The organism is Synechococcus sp. 8F6 (genome assembly GCF_002252665.1).
Lineage (GTDB): Bacteria > Cyanobacteriota > Cyanobacteriia > PCC-6307 > Cyanobiaceae > Cyanobium_A.
Window position 1 is genome coordinate 128,942 of record NZ_NQKZ01000002.1, and the last position, 15,081, is coordinate 144,022.

Genomic DNA, 15,081 nt, shown 5'->3' on the forward strand with positions numbered 1-15,081 from the left:
GGTGGCCAAGGACGAAGCGAGCAGGGGCGAGGAATTGCTGGCCCTGGGCTGGACCGCCGAAGAGGTGCGCCAGTACGAAGAGCTCTGGGAGTACCGCCAGCGTTGGGGCGCCATCAACCTGGAGCCGGAAGATCGGGTGTTTCTGCGCCGGGCGGAGGCGGCCCTGCCCAAACGGGCAGCCAGCGGCAAGGGCTCACTGAAAAAGTCGCTGAAGGAGAAGTCGCACTACCGCTGGCTGCGCTTCTACTGCGACACCCTCCAGTCCGAGGCCGAGCGGCTGGGGCTGCAGCCCGGTGAGGAGGCGGCCTGGGTGATCCTGCTGGAGGAGGAGCTGCGCGCCCTCGACCATTACGAGCCCGTGCTGGGGCTGCCCGACACCCTCAAAGCGAAGGAACTGGCGCCGGCACGGGAGGCCTGGATCGAAGCCGTTGCTGCGCAGGGCCGGGAGCTGAGCGTCGATTTCGACGCGCCGCTGCAGGCGCTCAAGCAACAGGAGAGCACCAGCTGGAAGCCGCTGCGCAGCGAAGGAGCGCGCACCTATCCGGTGCTCGCTGCCGATGCCGCCGCCGCCTTCCGCACCACGGTGCGCCGCGAAGTGGCCCAGAAGATCCGGGCGACTTTCCCCTCGCTGCAGGACAGCGACAAGCCCGAACCCCCGAGCGACTAGGGCGCCGGGGCCCCGGCGCTGGCCTGCACCGGCACCCGGCCCACCTTCCAGATGCGCTCGGCGTAGTCAGCGATCGAGCGGTCGCTGCTGAAGAAGCCACAGCGCATCGTGTTGTGCAACGACATCCGCGCCCAGCGGCCCCGATCGAGCCAGGCTTCATCCACGGCGTTCTGGGCGCGGCGGTAGTCGGCCACATCCGCCATCACCCGGAAGGGATCGTGGCTGGTGAGGCTGGCCAGCAAGGGGTGGAAGAGCTCGCCATCCCCCTCGCTGAAGTAGCCCGAGCCGATCAACTCCAGGGCCTGGCGCACGGCCGGGTCCTGCTCGATCCAAGGCATCGGGTGATAACCGCTGTGGCCCAGCTGCTCGATCTGCTCTGCGGTGTGGCCAAACAGGAAGAAGTTCTCCGCCCCAACACAATCGTGGATTTCGATGTTGGCCCCATCGAGGGTGCCAATCGTGACCGCACCATTGAGAGCCATCTTCATGTTGCCGGTGCCGGAGGCCTCCTTACCAGCAGTGGAGATCTGCTCGGAGAGATCCACCGCCGGATACACCAGCTGGCCCAAGCTGACGCTGAAGTTGGGCAGAAACACCACCTTGAGGCGGCTATCCATGGCCGGATCCATGTTGACCACGTCGGCGATACCCACCAGCAGCCGGATGATCAACTTGGCCAGGGCATAGCCCGGAGCCGCCTTGCCTCCAAACACAAAGGTGCGCGGCGGCAGGTCTTCACCGGCGCGGATGCGCAGATAGCGCTCCACGATCTGCAGGGCAGCCAAGTGCTGGCGCTTGTATTCGTGGATGCGCTTGACCTGCACATCAAACAGAGAGGTGTGGTCCACCAGCACCCCCAGCTCGCGGCGCATGTACTGGGCGAGGCGCTGCTTGCCGAGATCCCGCACCGCCTGCCAGCGCTCCAGGAACGCAGGGTCGTCGGCAAAGGCGGCAAGCCCTTGCAGCTCCTCGAGGTGGGTGCGCCAGCGATCGCCGATCACCTCATCGAGCAGGGCCGCCAGGGGTGGGTTGGCCACCGCCAGCCAGCGCCGCGGTGTGACGCCGTTGGTGACATTGGTGAAGCGCTCCGGCCAGATCCGGGCCAGATCAGCAAATAGGTGCTGCTTAAGCAAGGTGCTGTGCAGCTCGGCCACGCCATTGACGTGGTGACTGCCCACCACCGCTAAGTGGGCCATGCGCACCCGGCGCTGCGGGCCCTCCTCAATTAGGGAAATGCGCTGCAGGATTTGAGAATCGCCGGGATAGCGAATCCGGGCCATGCGCAGGAAGCGGGTGTTGATCTCGTAGATGATCTCCAGCTGGCGGGGCAGCAACTGCTCAAACAGCTCCACACCCCAGGTTTCCAGGGCCTCAGGCAGCAGGGTGTGGTTGGTGTAGCTGATGCTGGCGGTGGTGATCGACCAAGCGGTATCCCAATCGATGCCGTACTCATCCATCAGCAACCGCATCAACTCAGCCACGGCGATGGCTGGATGGGTGTCGTTCAGCTGCAGCGCAAACTTGCGGTGGAAGTCGGTCACCTCCAGCCCCTGGCCCCGCAGGATGCGGAACATGTCCTGCAGGGAGCAGCTGACGAAAAAGATCTGCTGGGAGAGGCGCAGTCGCTTGCCCTGGTCCAGCTCGTCGTTGGGGTAGAGCACCTTTGAAAGGGTCTCCGCCTGCATCTTGCGCAGCACGGCCCTGGTGTAGTCGCCGGCGTTGAAGGAGGCGAAGTCGAAGGCCTCGGGAGCCACCGCCGACCAGAGCCGCAGGGTGTTCGCTGTGTTTACGCCGTAGCCCAAAATCGGGGTGTCGTAGGCGACGCCGATCACGGTGTGTTCACCGATCTGCACCGGATAGCTCCACTCCGGCCGGATCACCTCCCAGGGATTGCCATGGGACAGCCAGGGATCGGTGCTCTCCACCTGGCCGTGGGGGGTGATCTGCTGGCGGAAGATGCCGAATTCGTAGCGGATGCCGTAGCCGATCGCCGGCAGCTCCAGCGTGGCCATCGACTCCTGGAAGCAGGCTGCCAGCCGTCCCAGGCCGCCATTGCCCAGGCCGGGTTCGGGCTCTTCGGCGATCAGCTCCTCAAGGTCGAGCCCCAGGGTGCGGCACGCCTCCCGGGCCGCGTCCACCAGGCCCAGATTCACCAGGTTGTTCTCCAGATGGGGGCCGAGCAGGTATTCAGCCGAGAGATAGGTGGCCGTGCGCACGCCCTCACGGGTGTAGGTGTCGGCCGTGTCCACCCAGTTTTTGAGCAAGCGATCCCGCACCGCCAGCGCCAAGCAGCGGTAGTGGTCGTGGCGGGTGGCCAGGGAACTGGATTTGGCCTGGCTGAAGAAGAGATGCCGCTGGATCGCTTCCACCAGGGCCTGGCTGTCGGCTGAGGCCATACCAGGCTTCCTGCAAAGCGCAAGTCTGCAGGCCACGGCTGAATTGCGCAGGGGCGCGGTCACGGAGTCCGGACACGGGGCTGAGGCAGGCGAGCCCGACGAATTGCGCCAGCGGTATCAACCGCGGCAAAGCCCGGGGGGGGTAACGGCTTTGGGTGGGTTTATGTGATGTTCCATGGCGAACTTCCCCATGCCTTCCCAGCCCCGTCTGCAAGCCCTCGAAAAGATTCTCAGCCGCCCCATCGCCAGCACCACTCCAACCCAGTCGCTCGATGAGCTCTGGGCCAGCGACGTCTTCAGCCTCGACAAGATGAAGGCGGCGCTGCCGAAGGAGATCTTCAAGTCGGTGCAGCGCACCATCAACGAGGGCAGCAAGCTCGACGTGTCGGTAGCCAACGTGGTGGCTCAGGCGATGAAGGAGTGGGCCACGGCCCGCGGCGCCCTCTACTACTCGCACGTTTTTTATCCGCTCACCAACTCCACCGCCGAAAAGCACGACGGCTTCATTTCCCCCCAGGGCGACGGCACGATCATCACCGAGTTCACCGGCAAGGTGCTGGTGCAGGGTGAACCCGACGGCTCCTCGTTCCCTAACGGCGGCATCCGCTCCACCTTCGAGGCCCGCGGCTACACCGCCTGGGATATCACCAGCCCCGCCTGGCTGATGGAGACGCCCAATGGCGTCACCCTCTGCATCCCCACGGTCTTCGTGTCGTGGACCGGCGAGGCCCTCGACAAGAAAACCCCCCTGCTGCGCTCGATCGCCGCGGTCAACAAGCAGGCCCAAAGGCTGCTCAGCCTGCTGGGAGAAACCACCATCGCCCCGATCAACTCCAGCTGCGGCGCCGAGCAGGAATATTTCCTGATCGACAACGCCTACGTGCCCCTGCGCCCCGACCTGCTGCTGGCGGGCCGCACCCTGTTCGGGCGCCCCTCCGCCAAGGGCCAACAGTTTGACGACCACTACTTCGGCGCCATCCCGGAGCGGGTGCAGGTGTTCATGCAGGAGGTGGAGCGGCAGATGTACCGCCTGGGGATTCCGGCCAAAACCCGCCACAACGAGGTGGCTCCTTCCCAGTTTGAGATTGCGCCGTTCTTCGAGGCGGCCAACGTCGCCACCGACCACCAGCAGCTCACCATGACCATCCTTCGCAGCACGGCGAAGAAACATGGTCTGGCCTGCCTGCTGCACGAGAAGCCCTTCGCCGGCATCAACGGCTCCGGCAAGCACGTCAACTGGTCGATCGGCAACGCCACCCAGGGCAACCTGCTCGATCCGGGCAAGACGCCCCATGAAAACCTGCAGTTTCTGATGTTCTGCGGAGCGGTGATCCGGGGCGTGCACATGTATGGCCCCCTGCTGCGGGCCGTGATCGCCACCGCCAGCAACGACCACCGCCTCGGCGCCAACGAAGCGCCCCCAGCAATCATCTCGGTGTATCTGGGCAGCCAACTGGAGGATGTGTTCAACCAGATCCGCGAGGGTCGGCTCTCCGGCTCGGCCCTCGGCGGCGTGATGAACTTCGGCGTCGACACCCTGCCGGAATTCGACAAAGACGCCGGCGATCGCAACCGCACCTCGCCCTTCGCCTTCACCGGCAACCGCTTCGAGTTTCGCGCCGTCGGCTCCAACCAGTCGGTGGCTGGCCCGCTAGTGGCCCTCAACACCATCCTGGCCGATTCCCTCGCCTGGATCTCCAGCGAACTGGAGACCAAGCTGGGTAGTGGCTACGGCCTGGAGGAAGGGGCTCTGGCCGTGCTCAAGACCCTGATCGAACAGCACGGCGCCGTGGTGTTTGGCGGCAACGGCTATTCCGATGAATGGCACCGCATAGCCGTGGAGGAGCGGGGCCTCGAAAACCTGCGCACCACCGCCGATGCCCTGCCGGTGTTGGAGCGCCCGGCCATCCGCGAGTTGTTCGAGCGCACCGGCGTTCTCTCGGCCGTGGAGCTGCAGAGCCGCTTTGAGGTTTACGCCGAGCAATACATCCTGGCGATCGATGTGGAAGCCAAGCTGGCCGTCCAGATCGCCCGCACCCAGGTCTACCCGGCAGCGATCCGCTACCTCGGCGAACTCGCGGAATCTCTGCAACTGCAGAGTTCCCTGGGCATCCAGGTGTCCCCGGAAACCTCCAAGGAGGTGGCGGGACTGTGCCAGTCGTTGATGGACATCAGCGGCCAGCTGCAGAGCGCCATCGACCATCCCCCCCACGGCACCGAAGCCCATTTGCACTACAGCGCTGACACGCTGGTGCCCTTGATGGCGGAACTGCGTGCGGTGGTGGATGGTCTGGAGGCCCTGGTCGACGACAACCTCTGGCCCCTGCCCACCTACCAGGAGATGCTGTTCGTGCGCTGAATCACTTCAGCACCGTCACTGCGGGAACACGTCAATGCTGGCGCGTTCGCGGTAACTGGGGTCGGCCATGGTGTCGACCTCAAACCAGGTCCAGGTGGCACTGGGTTCGGGAGACCGGCTGAGCAGTGGCCACTCGATGCGTCGGCGCTGGTAGGTCAGCCCCACGCAGGTCAGGGCTTCGTCATCGGCCATCAGCGACCACAGCACATGCACCTCGCCGCGGTCGTAGGCGATCGGAGCCTCCTGAATGCCCTGCTCCGGCAGCCAACCCGGCGCCAGGGTCAGGGAGGTCTGGTTGTCCCAGCAGAGGTAGCTGCCGTTTTCGGTGGGATAAAACCAGCAGGTTTCGTTGGCTGCTTCAGCCAATGGGAAGCGATCGAGCAGCTGCACGGTCTGCACCTGAAGAGGTGGCTCCTGCCCCTGCCGCGGTGTCGTTCCAGCAGCCGGGCCGCTCAAGGCATAGACACCGATCCACAGGCTGGCCACATCCAGCTGGGTCACCACCGCGTCACAGATCAGGCCGCGACGGTCGCCCGCCCCCCCAATCGGATTCTCTCCCGCAATGGTGGCGGAACCACTGCTCACCAATTCATCAAGGCTGCTGTCCCATGGCTCGGGCAAGCGGACCAGCCGCAGCGCCCTGCCCCGATCGGGCCCCAGCTGCTGGGACGCCACCAGCGCCTGCCAGTCGACGCCATCGCCTGGAAGCTCCGGGCTCCGGGCGAGCACAAAGGCAAGGGAGTGGAGCATGGGAACGAACGGAACATCGGGCCGCCAGACCAGGACCCTAGAAGCCCTGCCCCAACACGGTGGTGTTGATCGCTGCAGCTCAGAGCGGTCGCAGGACCAGCTCGACGATCACAAAGCCCACCAGGGCCAATAGCGCCAACAGGGAGGGCAGCCGCACCAGCTCTCCACCCCCAAAGCCTCAAATCAACCCTAGGAGCCCTGAGCGCCCCCGTCTGAGGACCTGAGAGACAGGGCCTGAGAGACTGAACTCGTGCGCTCGTCCCAAGCCCGGCCCATGACCAGCCGTGACGGCGGCTACCGCACCGCCATGAGCCTGCTGGTCCTGATGGGGGTGGCGATTGGCTTGCACCTGTATGCCGTGCGGGTGAAGGACGTCAAACCCTCGCGAAGCCTGCCTGAAACCACCCTCAGCCGCACCGGCAAGACCACCATTCGCAGTTCCCAATCGAGACGCATCCAACAGCTGATCCGCCGCTGAACGTTCAACGCACAACGTTCAACGCTCAAAGGCCAACCCCACCAACGAACCGGCGTTGCCCTTGAGCTGCCAACAGCCCTTCACGTGCCGGTAGCCGCACCCACGGCCGTGGGCCTGGGTGATCAACACGCCATGGCCCCCTGGGGGCAGATCAAGCTGGGGCGCGACCCACACCGCCACCCCACCGGCACTGAAGTTGGCAATCTCCACAGGGATGGCGGGCAAGGCGCGACCGTCCCACTGCAACCACCCCTCCATGGGTTTCTCAACAGGCCAACGCTGCCCCTCGCGTTGGTTAAAAGGACCCAACCCAGCCGCCCGGCTCCGCCCTGCCCCGAAGGACGCCGGACTAAATCGACACCTGAACAGAGACCCCATACAACCTCCTGCGCAAGATAAACGGAGCGCACTGGACTGAGCGCACTGGGACGGGCGCACTAGGCGGAATTCACTTGGATGTGGGCCAAGCGCACAGAAGCCAGCCGTGGCGAGCTGTTCACTCCTTTTCTCAAGGATAGACCCATTTGCGTGCCCCCTGGGGGCTTTGCGAGAGTGGAAAGATTGCCGCAGAGCCAATGCCCCAGACCCTGCGACCCAATCCGATGGGGCTGGTGCCCACCACCCCTGCCGGGGGGCAGGACCCGCGAGATGGAGAGGGGTTCGGCAGCAGCAGCCGCAAAGGCTTTGGCGGATCGGGGCAGAGCCGCAGCAGCCGGCGCAAGGGCGTCCGTAAACGCAGCCCGGCCCTGAGCAAGGCCGACTGGGGGCCCCTCGGCAAGCATCCCGACCGTGAGGCGATCGTGGCCCGGCAGCGCTTGCATCTCCCCCTGGCCGGTCGCATCAGGCCCGACGACGTCAACCGGGCCTGGAAGAGTGCGGCCGCCGAACACCACCCCGATCGCGGCGGCAGCCACGACACGATGCAGCGGGTCAATGGCGCCCGAGATCTGCTGCTGGGCCGCAGCAGCGACTGAGCCAACAACACCCCGGCCAATGCCGCCAGAGTGAAGCTGAACTCCGGGGCGAGCCGCCATCGACAGCGCCGTACCCCTTGTGCTGGTGCATGGGTTGCTGGACAGCCCCCGGGTGTTTGACGGACTCAAGCGCGCCCTGGGCGAGGGGCGGCACCCGCTGCTGATTCCCGATCTGCCGCTGCGGCTGGGACTCACCCCGGTGCCGGAAGCTGCAGAACTGCTGGGGAGCCACATCGAAGTCGCCTTCGGGCTCGACCAACCCGTGGATGTGCTGGGCTTTTCAATCGGGGGCGTGATCGCCCGCACCTGGATTCAGCTGCTGGGAGGGCACCAGCGCACCCGGCGCTTCACCAGCGTGGGCAGCCCGCAGCAGGGCACCTTCACGGCCCAACCCTGGCCGGGGCGCCTGCTGGCGGGCATTGCCGATCTGAAGTGGGGCAGCCCTCTGTTGGCGCAGCTCAACGGCAACCTCGACAACCTGGCAGGGATCGACTGCTGCAGCTTTTATTCGGCCATCGATCTGGCCGTGCTGCCGGGCTGGCGGGCGGTGCTGCCGGTTGGGCGCATCCAGATGCTGCCGGTGTGGGCCCATCCCCAGTTGCTGCGCTCTCCCCAGGCGATCGCGCCGCTGGCGCAGGAACTGTTGCGGCCGTGATGGGTGAGCACACCACACTCCCCATGGCGGCCCTCACCAGCACCCTGGGCTGGCTGCTGTGGAGCGTGCTCGTGGGCGCCACCGCCAATCGGCTGCCCTCCGGATGGCTGGCGCGCGACCACTGGTTTTGGCGACGGCCCTGGCACGAACAAGCCCGCAGCTTCGAGGGCCGGCTGGCGATCCGCCGCTGGAAACCCTGGCTGCCGGATGCCGGCACAGCCCTGCCGAGCGGTGTCGCCAAAGCCAGCCTGGTGGGGCGCGATCAACGCAACCTAGAGCGGCGGCTGCTGGAAACCAAGCGGGCCGAGTGGGTGCACCTGGTGCTGTGGCTGTTCTGGCTGGTCACGCCCCTGTGGCTGCCGCCGGCGGGGGTGCTGATCAACCTGGCTTTCGCCACCCTGTTCAATCTGCCCTGCCTGTGGGTGCAGCGCTACAACCGCCTGCGGCTGCAGCAGCTGCTGACCCGCCCCTGATCTGGGCCCAGATCAGGGGCCCAGATCGGTAGCCGCGCAGATCACCTCCACCACCAGCCCCTCATCCTCGCTGTGCTGCGCAACGTGCAGCCGGTGGAGGCCCGCTTCGAGCCAGAAGTGGCTTGTGGCCTCATCGAAGTAGGCCAAACGCCGCAGCGGAATCAGGAGGCAGAGCCGCTGGGAGCCGCCGGGTTCGAGGGCCAACCGGCCAAAGCCCACCAGGGAGCGCCGGGGGCGCTCCAGCGCCAGGCCAGGCGGCTCGACATACACCTGCACCACCGCCTCGCTGGCCACGGCGCCGGTATTGGACACCACCACGGCCACCTGCAGCGGGCCCCCATCCGCCAGCTCGGCCACCGCATCGCTGAGCTGAAACGTGGTGTAGGAGAGGCCGAAGCCAAAGGGGAAGGCGGCGGGATGGCCGTCGCGTTGCAGGCGGCGGTAGCCATGCCAGAGGTCGTAGCGCACCTGCCGGGCACGGGGCTCAAAAGCGGGCCAGTGGTCGGCGCTGGTGGGGATGGCGAAGGGCAGACGGCCGGAGGGGGACACCCGGCCAAACACCACATCGGCCAGGGCCTGCCCGCCCCGCTCGCCCGGATACCAGAGCAGCAGGATCGCCGGCACCGCCTGGCGCCAGGCCTCCATCAGGATCGCGCCGCCGCCCATCAGCACCACCACCGTGCGGGGGTTCGCCGCCAGCACGGCCTGGATCAGGGCCACCTGCTCGGCGGGCAGGGCGAGCTCGGTGCGATCGCCGGCGGCGAAGTCGCCCCCCTGGCGGGCCGAGCCGTAGCTGGTAACAGCCGCAATCGCACGGGCCACCGGCGGCCACCAGCGCTGCAGCAACGGGTGGGGTGGGGGCGTCTGGCGCAAAATCGGCGCAATGTCGCCGGGGTGGATGTGCTCCCCCTCCAGGCGCCAGTCGAGGCCGAGCACCAGCAGCGCCGCGTCACAGTCGGCGGCCACGGCCACGGCCTCCTGGAGGCGCTCACCGCTGGCATGACGCACGGCGCCGGGTGCGGCGGCGGCCCGCAAGCCCTGCAGGGGCGTCACCACCACCCCCGGCTCAGGCCGGGTTCGGAGGAGCCGCGATCACCCAGGTTGGCCACGGCGGCCAACGGGCCGATCACCGCCAGCGACCGACCCGGATCCAGCGGGAGCAGGGCCGGGTCGTTTTTGAGCAGCACGATCGCCTTGGTGGCCGCCTCCCGCGCCAGGGCCCGGTGCTCCGCGCAGCCCCGCAGGCTGGCGGGGTAGTTGCCCTCCGGCACGGCCAGCTGCACCCGCAGCTGGCGCAGCACGGCGTCATCGAGCCGATCGAGCGGCAGCTGGCCATCGGCCAGGGCCGCCTCGAGGCATCCCGCAAAGATCATCCGGAAGGGCATCTCCAGGTCCTGGCCCGCCAGCACCGCCGCCAGCCCATCTCGCACCCCGAAGATGAAGTCGGTCACCACGAAACCGCGAAACCCCCAGCGGCGCTTGAGGATCGCCGTGAGCAGCTGCGGGTGCTGACCGCACCACATGCCGTTCACCTGGTTGTAGGCGCTCATCACCGAGCCCGCCCCGGCCTCGACGCAATCACGGAAATGGGGCAGGTCGAGCTCATGCAGCACCCGCTCACTCACCTGCACATCCACCAGGAAGCGGGAGCTGTCGATCGAGTTGAGGGCGAAATGCTTGACGCAGGCCACCGCATGGCGCTGGATGCCGCGGGTCATCGCCGCGCCAAGGGCGCCGAGCAGAACCGGGTCTTCGCCGTAGGTCTCCTGGGCCCGGCCCCAGCCGGGATGGCGCAGCAGGTTGACACACACGGCAGCTAGCCAGTTGGCGCCAAAAGCCCGGGCTTCCCGCGCCATAGCCGCGCCGATCCGCTCCTCGAGGTCGACGTCCCAGCAGGCGCCGCGGGCGATCGGAGGCGGGAAGGTGGTGGCTCCGCCCTTGAGCACCACCCCTCGGGGGGCATCAACAAACTGCAGCCCTGTCAGCCCCAGCCGGGGAACAGCGCCCGCCGGCCAAGGATGCACGTGGGAGGCATCGCGGCTGGCGATATCGGCCATGCCTGGCCAGAAGTCGGTGTCACCCTCCAGCAGAGCCAGCTTCTCAGCGCTGCTGAGCTGGGCCAACAGATCCCGGGCCCGGCGCTCGATCGCTTCAGCTCCCCCCTCTGGCGACGCCGGCACGGGATCCCTCCCTGGCTGCCCTGACGCTAGGAACGCTGGCCGGCCCCAGCTGACACAACACTCGCCAACACAAAAACCCCCAACGCAACAACGCCCGGAGCGTGGGCCCCGGGCGATTGTCTGCTCAGCCGTGGTGCCGACCCTCGGGGGTGCGGGCGCAGCTGCGCGAGGTTTTTGCTTGGAATTCAGATCAGGCGATCTGAGAATCTTCAGTTGTGGTCGGAGCTGCCGGCGCTGGCACCTGGGGCCAGGTGACAAGTGGGACGTCCCGTTTGCATCCGGGGCACCTGAAGCGGTGCAGTGGAGGCGTCAAGCCAAAGGACGTCAGAGATCCATCGAGAGTGTTGGAGCAGGGGCCGGATCGTCAGCGCGCTCCTGATGACTGCTCAGGGGGGGTGTCTTCCATCTGTGGAGCCTCCGAATCCCGATGCACACAACTTCGCGCCGTCAGCAGCCCCTGACAACCCCGGGAGGCGTGGCAGCAACGGCTCTTCACCAATGAAGATCCAACTTCATGAAGCGGCCCGCTCTGCTGCTGGGGGCATGCTTCACCGCCAGACCTGAAGCCATTCAGCCGCCGTGTGGGCGACCGTCAGACCGGCAAGAACCGCCCTGTTGAGATGGGTCGCCTGAGATTCGAACTCAGGACCAATCGGTTAAAAGCCGAGTGCTCTACCGCTGAGCTAGCGACCCGCGCCCGTTGGGCACCTATGGAACGTATCACCCAGCGGCAACCTCCTCCAAGGGGCAGGGATCAGCCGGGAGAATGCCCGAACGTGCTGGTACGACGGATGAGCAGCGATCCCTGGTGCACCAGTTGGCCCGAGCCCCGCATCGATCCCGGGGCCTGGGTGGCCGACTCCGCCGTGGTGATCGGCGATGTGCAGCTCGCGGCCGGCGCCAGCCTCTGGCCCACCGCCGTGGCCCGCGGTGATGTCTGCCCGATCGTGGTGGGCGAGGGCAGCAACGTGCAGGACGGCGCAGTGCTGCACGGCGATCCAGGCCAGCCGGTGACCATCGGCGCTGATGTCACCATTGGTCACAGGGCGGTGGTGCACGGCGCCACCCTCGAAGACGGCTGCCTGATCGGCATCGGCGCCATCGTGCTGAACGGGGTGACCGTGGGAGCAGGAGCCCTGGTGGCCGCGGGCTCAGTGGTGACCCGCGACGTGCCCCCAGGGGCCCTGGTAATGGGGGCGCCGGCCCAGCTGAAACGGGACCTCAGCCCCGAAGCCCAGGCGGAGCAACGCCAGCATGCCCGCCGCTACCGACAGCTGGCTGAAGCCCATGCCCGGACCGCACGGGGAAACGGATGACGACAAATCCAGGGCCTGGCGAACCGCAGACAGAGCGAACTCCTTAAGATCGCGTGATCTTGTTTCTCTGCCTTCCATGGACGCACGGCTGGTGCTGGTTGCCGCTCCCATCCTTCTGGCCGCTAGCTGGGCCGTGTTCCACATCGGCCGCGCCGCCGTGGGTCAACTGCAGCTGATGCTCAAGCGCGCCCGCGCCTGAACCTGTTCCCCCTGAGGCGATCTGCAAGCCCATGGTGTTAGTGGTCGGTGCCGGCCTCGCCGGCACTGAGGCGGCCTGGCAGATCGCCCAGGCCGGCATCGCGGTGCGGCTGGTGGAGATGCGGCCCGTGCGCCGCTCACCCGCCCACCACAGCGCTGAGTTCGCCGAGCTGGTGTGCAGCAACAGTTTTGGCTCCCTGAGCAGCGACCGCGCCGCAGGGCTTCTGCAGGAGGAGCTGCGGCGCCTCGGCTCCCTGGTGATCCACACGGCCGACGCCCATGCGGTGCCCGCCGGCGGTGCCCTGGCGGTAGACCGGGGCCGCTACAGCGCCGCCCTCACCGCCGCCCTGGAGCAGCACCCGCTGGTGACGGTGGAGCGAGGCGAGCACACCGAGCTACCGGGGCCCGGTGAGATCGCCGTGCTGGCCACCGGGCCGCTCACCAGTGAGCCCCTGGCCGAGCAGCTGCGGGCCTTCACGGGCCGGGGCGACTGCCATTTCTTCGATGCCGCCAGCCCGATCGTTGAAGGGGAGAGCATCGACCTCTCGGTGGCCTTTCGCGCCTCCCGCTACGACAAGGGCGACGCCGACTACATCAACTGCCCGATGGACCGGGATCAATTCCTGGCCTTTCGGCAGGAGCTCCTCAACGCCGAGCAGGCCGAACTCAAGGATTTCGAAAAGGAGAACGCCACCTTCTTCGAGGGCTGCCTACCGATCGAGGAACTTGCCCGCCGCGGCGAAGACACGATGCGCTACGGCCCGCTTAAGCCGATCGGCCTCTGGGATCCCCGCTGGGGCGACCTCAACGATCGAGAGGTGCGCCGCGCCAAGCGGGCCTACGCCGTGGTGCAACTGCGCCAGGAAGACAAGGACGGCCGCCTCTGGAACCTGGTGGGCTTCCAGACCAACCTCAAGTGGGGCGAGCAGAAACGGGTGCTGCGGCTGATCCCGGGGCTGGAGAACGCCGAGTTCGTGCGCTTCGGCGTGATGCACCGCAACACCTTCCTGGAATCGCCCCAGCTACTCGATGCCACCCTGCAGTTCCGCAGCCAGCCCTCGCTGCTGGCGGCGGGCCAGATCACCGGCACCGAGGGCTACGCGGCGGCGGTGGCTGGCGGCTGGCTGGCTGGCACCAATGCCGCCCGGCTGGCGAAGGGCCAAAAACCCATCAGCCTGCCGCCCTCCACGATGATCGGCGCCCTCACCCACTTCATCGCCGAGGCCCCCTGCGGCGGCAAAGGCAAACGGGGCGGCTTCCAGCCGATGCCGCCCACCTTTGGCCTGCTACCCGAGCTGGCCGAGCGCATCCAGGGCAAGCGAGAGCGCTACGGCGCCTACCGCGACCGGGCCCTGGCCGATCTGGAGCCCTTCACGCGCCGATCAGCCGTTGACGCCGCCACCGCCCCTGCCTAACCATAGGGGACTGGACAGGAACCACGGATGCCCCACCAACGCCTGCTTGCCACCACCACGGGGCTCTGTCGTCTAGGGCTGACGGGCCTTGTCGGGCTGAGCCTGGGCCTGCTGGCGGGACCACTGCCCACCAGCGCCTGCACCGGTGGAGCCCTCACCGCCAGCGACGGGGCCGTGGTGGTGGGGCGCACGCTGGAATTCGGCAAGCCCCTTGATTCCCAAGTGGCCATCTGGCCCGCCGGTAGCGCGTTCACCGGCAGCGCCGGCGAGGGGCCTGGGCTGCGCTACCGCTCCCGCTACGGCTTTGTGGGGGCCACCGTGGCCACAAGCGCCGACCTGATCCTCGATGGGCTCAATGTGAAAGGGCTCAACGCCGGGCTGTTCTATTTCCCGGGCTATGCCGAATACACCCCAGCCAACCGGGCCCGGCGCAACCGCACCCTGGCCCCAGCCCAGCTCGGCTCCTGGCTCTTGGCCAACTTCGCCACCGTTGAGGAGGTGCGGGCTGCGGTGAACGACGTGGATCTCACCGCCCAGGTGCCGTTGCTGGGGATCGTGCCCGACGTGCACTTCAAGGTGCAGGACGCCAGCGGCAAGAGCATCGTGATCGAACCACGCGGCGGCAAGCTCGTGGTGCATGACAACCCCACCCGGGTGCTCACCAACGCGCCCGACTTCAGCTGGCACAGCACCAACCTCAACAACTACGTTCCGCTCAGCAACGCCTACCCAACGGCCCGCACCCTGGGCCAGAGCGACAGCGGTCGGCTCACCCTCCAGCCCTTCGGCATGGGTGCTGGCGGGCTCGGCCTGCCGGGTGACTTCACGCCGCCCTCGCGCTTTGTGCGCATGGTGTATTTCACCCAGAACGCTGCGCCCACACCCAACGCCAAGGCGGCCGTCGCCAGCCTGTTCCACATCCTCAACAACTTCGACATCCCCTTTGGCGTGGCCAAGCCGCCGGCCGGCAGCGGGGAAGGACTGCCGGGCTTCACCACCTGGACCAGCGTGGCCGACCTGCGCAACCTGCAGTTCAACTGGAAAACCTATGGCGATCAACGCGTGAGAACCCTCGACCTGCGGGCGGCGCTCCAGGCGGCCGGCTCCCAGCTGCTGCTGATCCCCATGGGTCCGCAGGATCCGGCGTCGGTCTCCCCCACGATCCCGGTGGAGCTGCCCTGAAGCAGCACCAGCTGGGCAGCAGCCCTGGCTCCTAGGGT

The 15,081-nt window shown here is 67.2% G+C and carries 15 protein-coding genes and 1 tRNA gene; 10 read left to right on the top strand and 6 right to left on the bottom strand.

The features are described from left to right. Position 1 precedes the first annotated feature (1 nt). Positions 2–667, top strand: coding sequence for a hypothetical protein (locus tag CJZ78_RS02685; protein WP_094559351.1), 666 nt, complete (start codon positions 2–4; stop codon positions 665–667). Here the strand turns inward: CJZ78_RS02685 and CJZ78_RS02690 are convergent. Further along, positions 664–3,063 (bottom strand): glycogen/starch/alpha-glucan phosphorylase, encoded by a 2,400-nt coding sequence (locus CJZ78_RS02690; protein WP_094559352.1) that lies wholly within the window; start codon positions 3,061–3,063, stop codon positions 664–666. The two genes, CJZ78_RS02685 and CJZ78_RS02690, sit on opposite strands and share 4 nt — an antisense overlap. Positions 3,064–3,253: 190 nt before the next feature. On the opposite strand from CJZ78_RS02690, the gene CJZ78_RS02695 reads away from it, so the two are divergent. Continuing rightward, positions 3,254–5,422 carry a glutamine synthetase III gene (locus CJZ78_RS02695; RefSeq protein WP_094559353.1) on the top strand — a complete coding sequence of 723 codons (2,169 nt, stop codon included), beginning with the start codon at positions 3,254–3,256 and terminating at the stop codon, positions 5,420–5,422. A 15-nt stretch (positions 5,423–5,437) separates the two neighbouring features. Here the strand turns inward: CJZ78_RS02695 and CJZ78_RS02700 are convergent, their stop codons facing one another. After that, entirely contained in the window at positions 5,438–6,172 is a 735-nt protein-coding gene (locus CJZ78_RS02700) for a hypothetical protein (protein WP_094559354.1), read from the bottom strand. 274 nt (positions 6,173–6,446) lie between these two features. Between CJZ78_RS02700 and CJZ78_RS02705 the strand changes: the two genes are divergently transcribed. Then, positions 6,447–6,650, top strand: coding sequence for a hypothetical protein (locus CJZ78_RS02705; protein WP_094559355.1), 204 nt, complete (start codon positions 6,447–6,449; stop codon positions 6,648–6,650). Positions 6,651–6,668: 18 nt separating this feature from the next. On the opposite strand, the gene CJZ78_RS02710 is transcribed toward CJZ78_RS02705, so the two are convergent. Continuing rightward, the gene (locus tag CJZ78_RS02710) at positions 6,669–6,875 is read right to left on the bottom strand and encodes a hypothetical protein (RefSeq protein ID WP_143592831.1); all 207 of its coding nucleotides are present in this window, start codon (positions 6,873–6,875) and stop codon (positions 6,669–6,671) included. 350 nt (positions 6,876–7,225) lie between these two features. Here CJZ78_RS02710 and CJZ78_RS02715 point away from each other — a divergent pair, with 350 nt between their 5' ends. The 3 genes from CJZ78_RS02715 to CJZ78_RS02725 all read left to right on the top strand — a co-directional run bounded on the left by CJZ78_RS02715 (position 7,226) and on the right by CJZ78_RS02725 (position 8,752). Beyond that, positions 7,226–7,624 carry a molecular chaperone DnaJ gene (locus CJZ78_RS02715; protein ID WP_233128425.1) on the top strand — a complete coding sequence of 133 codons (399 nt, stop codon included), beginning with the start codon at positions 7,226–7,228 and terminating at the stop codon, positions 7,622–7,624. Between the two features lie 85 nt (positions 7,625–7,709). Next, entirely contained in the window at positions 7,710–8,279 is a 570-nt protein-coding gene (locus tag CJZ78_RS02720) for a triacylglycerol lipase (RefSeq protein WP_094559466.1), read from the top strand. Further along, complete coding sequence (locus CJZ78_RS02725) at positions 8,279–8,752, top strand: hypothetical protein (RefSeq protein WP_094559357.1); 474 nt, start codon at positions 8,279–8,281, stop codon at positions 8,750–8,752. The genes CJZ78_RS02720 and CJZ78_RS02725 overlap by 1 nt, the downstream gene beginning before the upstream one ends. 12 nt (positions 8,753–8,764) lie before the next feature. On the opposite strand, the gene CJZ78_RS14330 is transcribed toward CJZ78_RS02725, so the two are convergent. The 3 genes from CJZ78_RS14330 to CJZ78_RS02735 all read right to left on the bottom strand — a co-directional run bounded on the left by CJZ78_RS14330 (position 8,765) and on the right by CJZ78_RS02735 (position 11,625). Beyond that, on the bottom strand, positions 8,765–9,811 hold the full coding sequence (locus CJZ78_RS14330; RefSeq protein ID WP_233128426.1) for a glycoside hydrolase family 3 C-terminal domain-containing protein: 1,047 nt from the start codon (positions 9,809–9,811) through the stop codon (positions 8,765–8,767). After that, the gene (locus CJZ78_RS14335; protein WP_233128427.1) at positions 9,802–10,932 is read right to left on the bottom strand and encodes a glycoside hydrolase family 3 protein; all 1,131 of its coding nucleotides are present in this window, start codon (positions 10,930–10,932) and stop codon (positions 9,802–9,804) included. Before CJZ78_RS14335 ends, CJZ78_RS14330 begins: the two co-directional genes overlap by 10 nt. 621 nt (positions 10,933–11,553) lie before the next feature. Next, positions 11,554–11,625, bottom strand: a tRNA-Lys gene (locus CJZ78_RS02735). 98 nt (positions 11,626–11,723) lie between these two features. Between CJZ78_RS02735 and CJZ78_RS02740 the strand changes: the two genes are divergently transcribed. The 4 genes from CJZ78_RS02740 (at position 11,724) to CJZ78_RS02755 (ending at position 15,043) form a co-directional block, all read left to right on the top strand. Beyond that, positions 11,724–12,248, top strand: a complete 525-nt coding sequence (locus CJZ78_RS02740) for a gamma carbonic anhydrase family protein (protein WP_094559358.1) — start codon at positions 11,724–11,726, stop codon at positions 12,246–12,248. Between the two features lie 76 nt (positions 12,249–12,324). Further along, on the top strand, positions 12,325–12,447 hold the full coding sequence (locus CJZ78_RS02745) for a photosystem II protein Y (RefSeq protein WP_094559359.1): 123 nt from the start codon (positions 12,325–12,327) through the stop codon (positions 12,445–12,447). Between the two features lie 31 nt (positions 12,448–12,478). Continuing rightward, positions 12,479–13,861 carry an FADH(2)-oxidizing methylenetetrahydrofolate--tRNA-(uracil(54)-C(5))-methyltransferase TrmFO gene (gene trmFO, locus CJZ78_RS02750; RefSeq protein ID WP_094559360.1) on the top strand — a complete coding sequence of 461 codons (1,383 nt, stop codon included), beginning with the start codon at positions 12,479–12,481 and terminating at the stop codon, positions 13,859–13,861. Between the two features lie 27 nt (positions 13,862–13,888). Then, positions 13,889–15,043, top strand: coding sequence for a linear amide C-N hydrolase (locus CJZ78_RS02755; protein WP_094559361.1), 1,155 nt, complete (start codon positions 13,889–13,891; stop codon positions 15,041–15,043). The last annotated feature ends 38 nt before the right edge of the window (positions 15,044–15,081 follow it).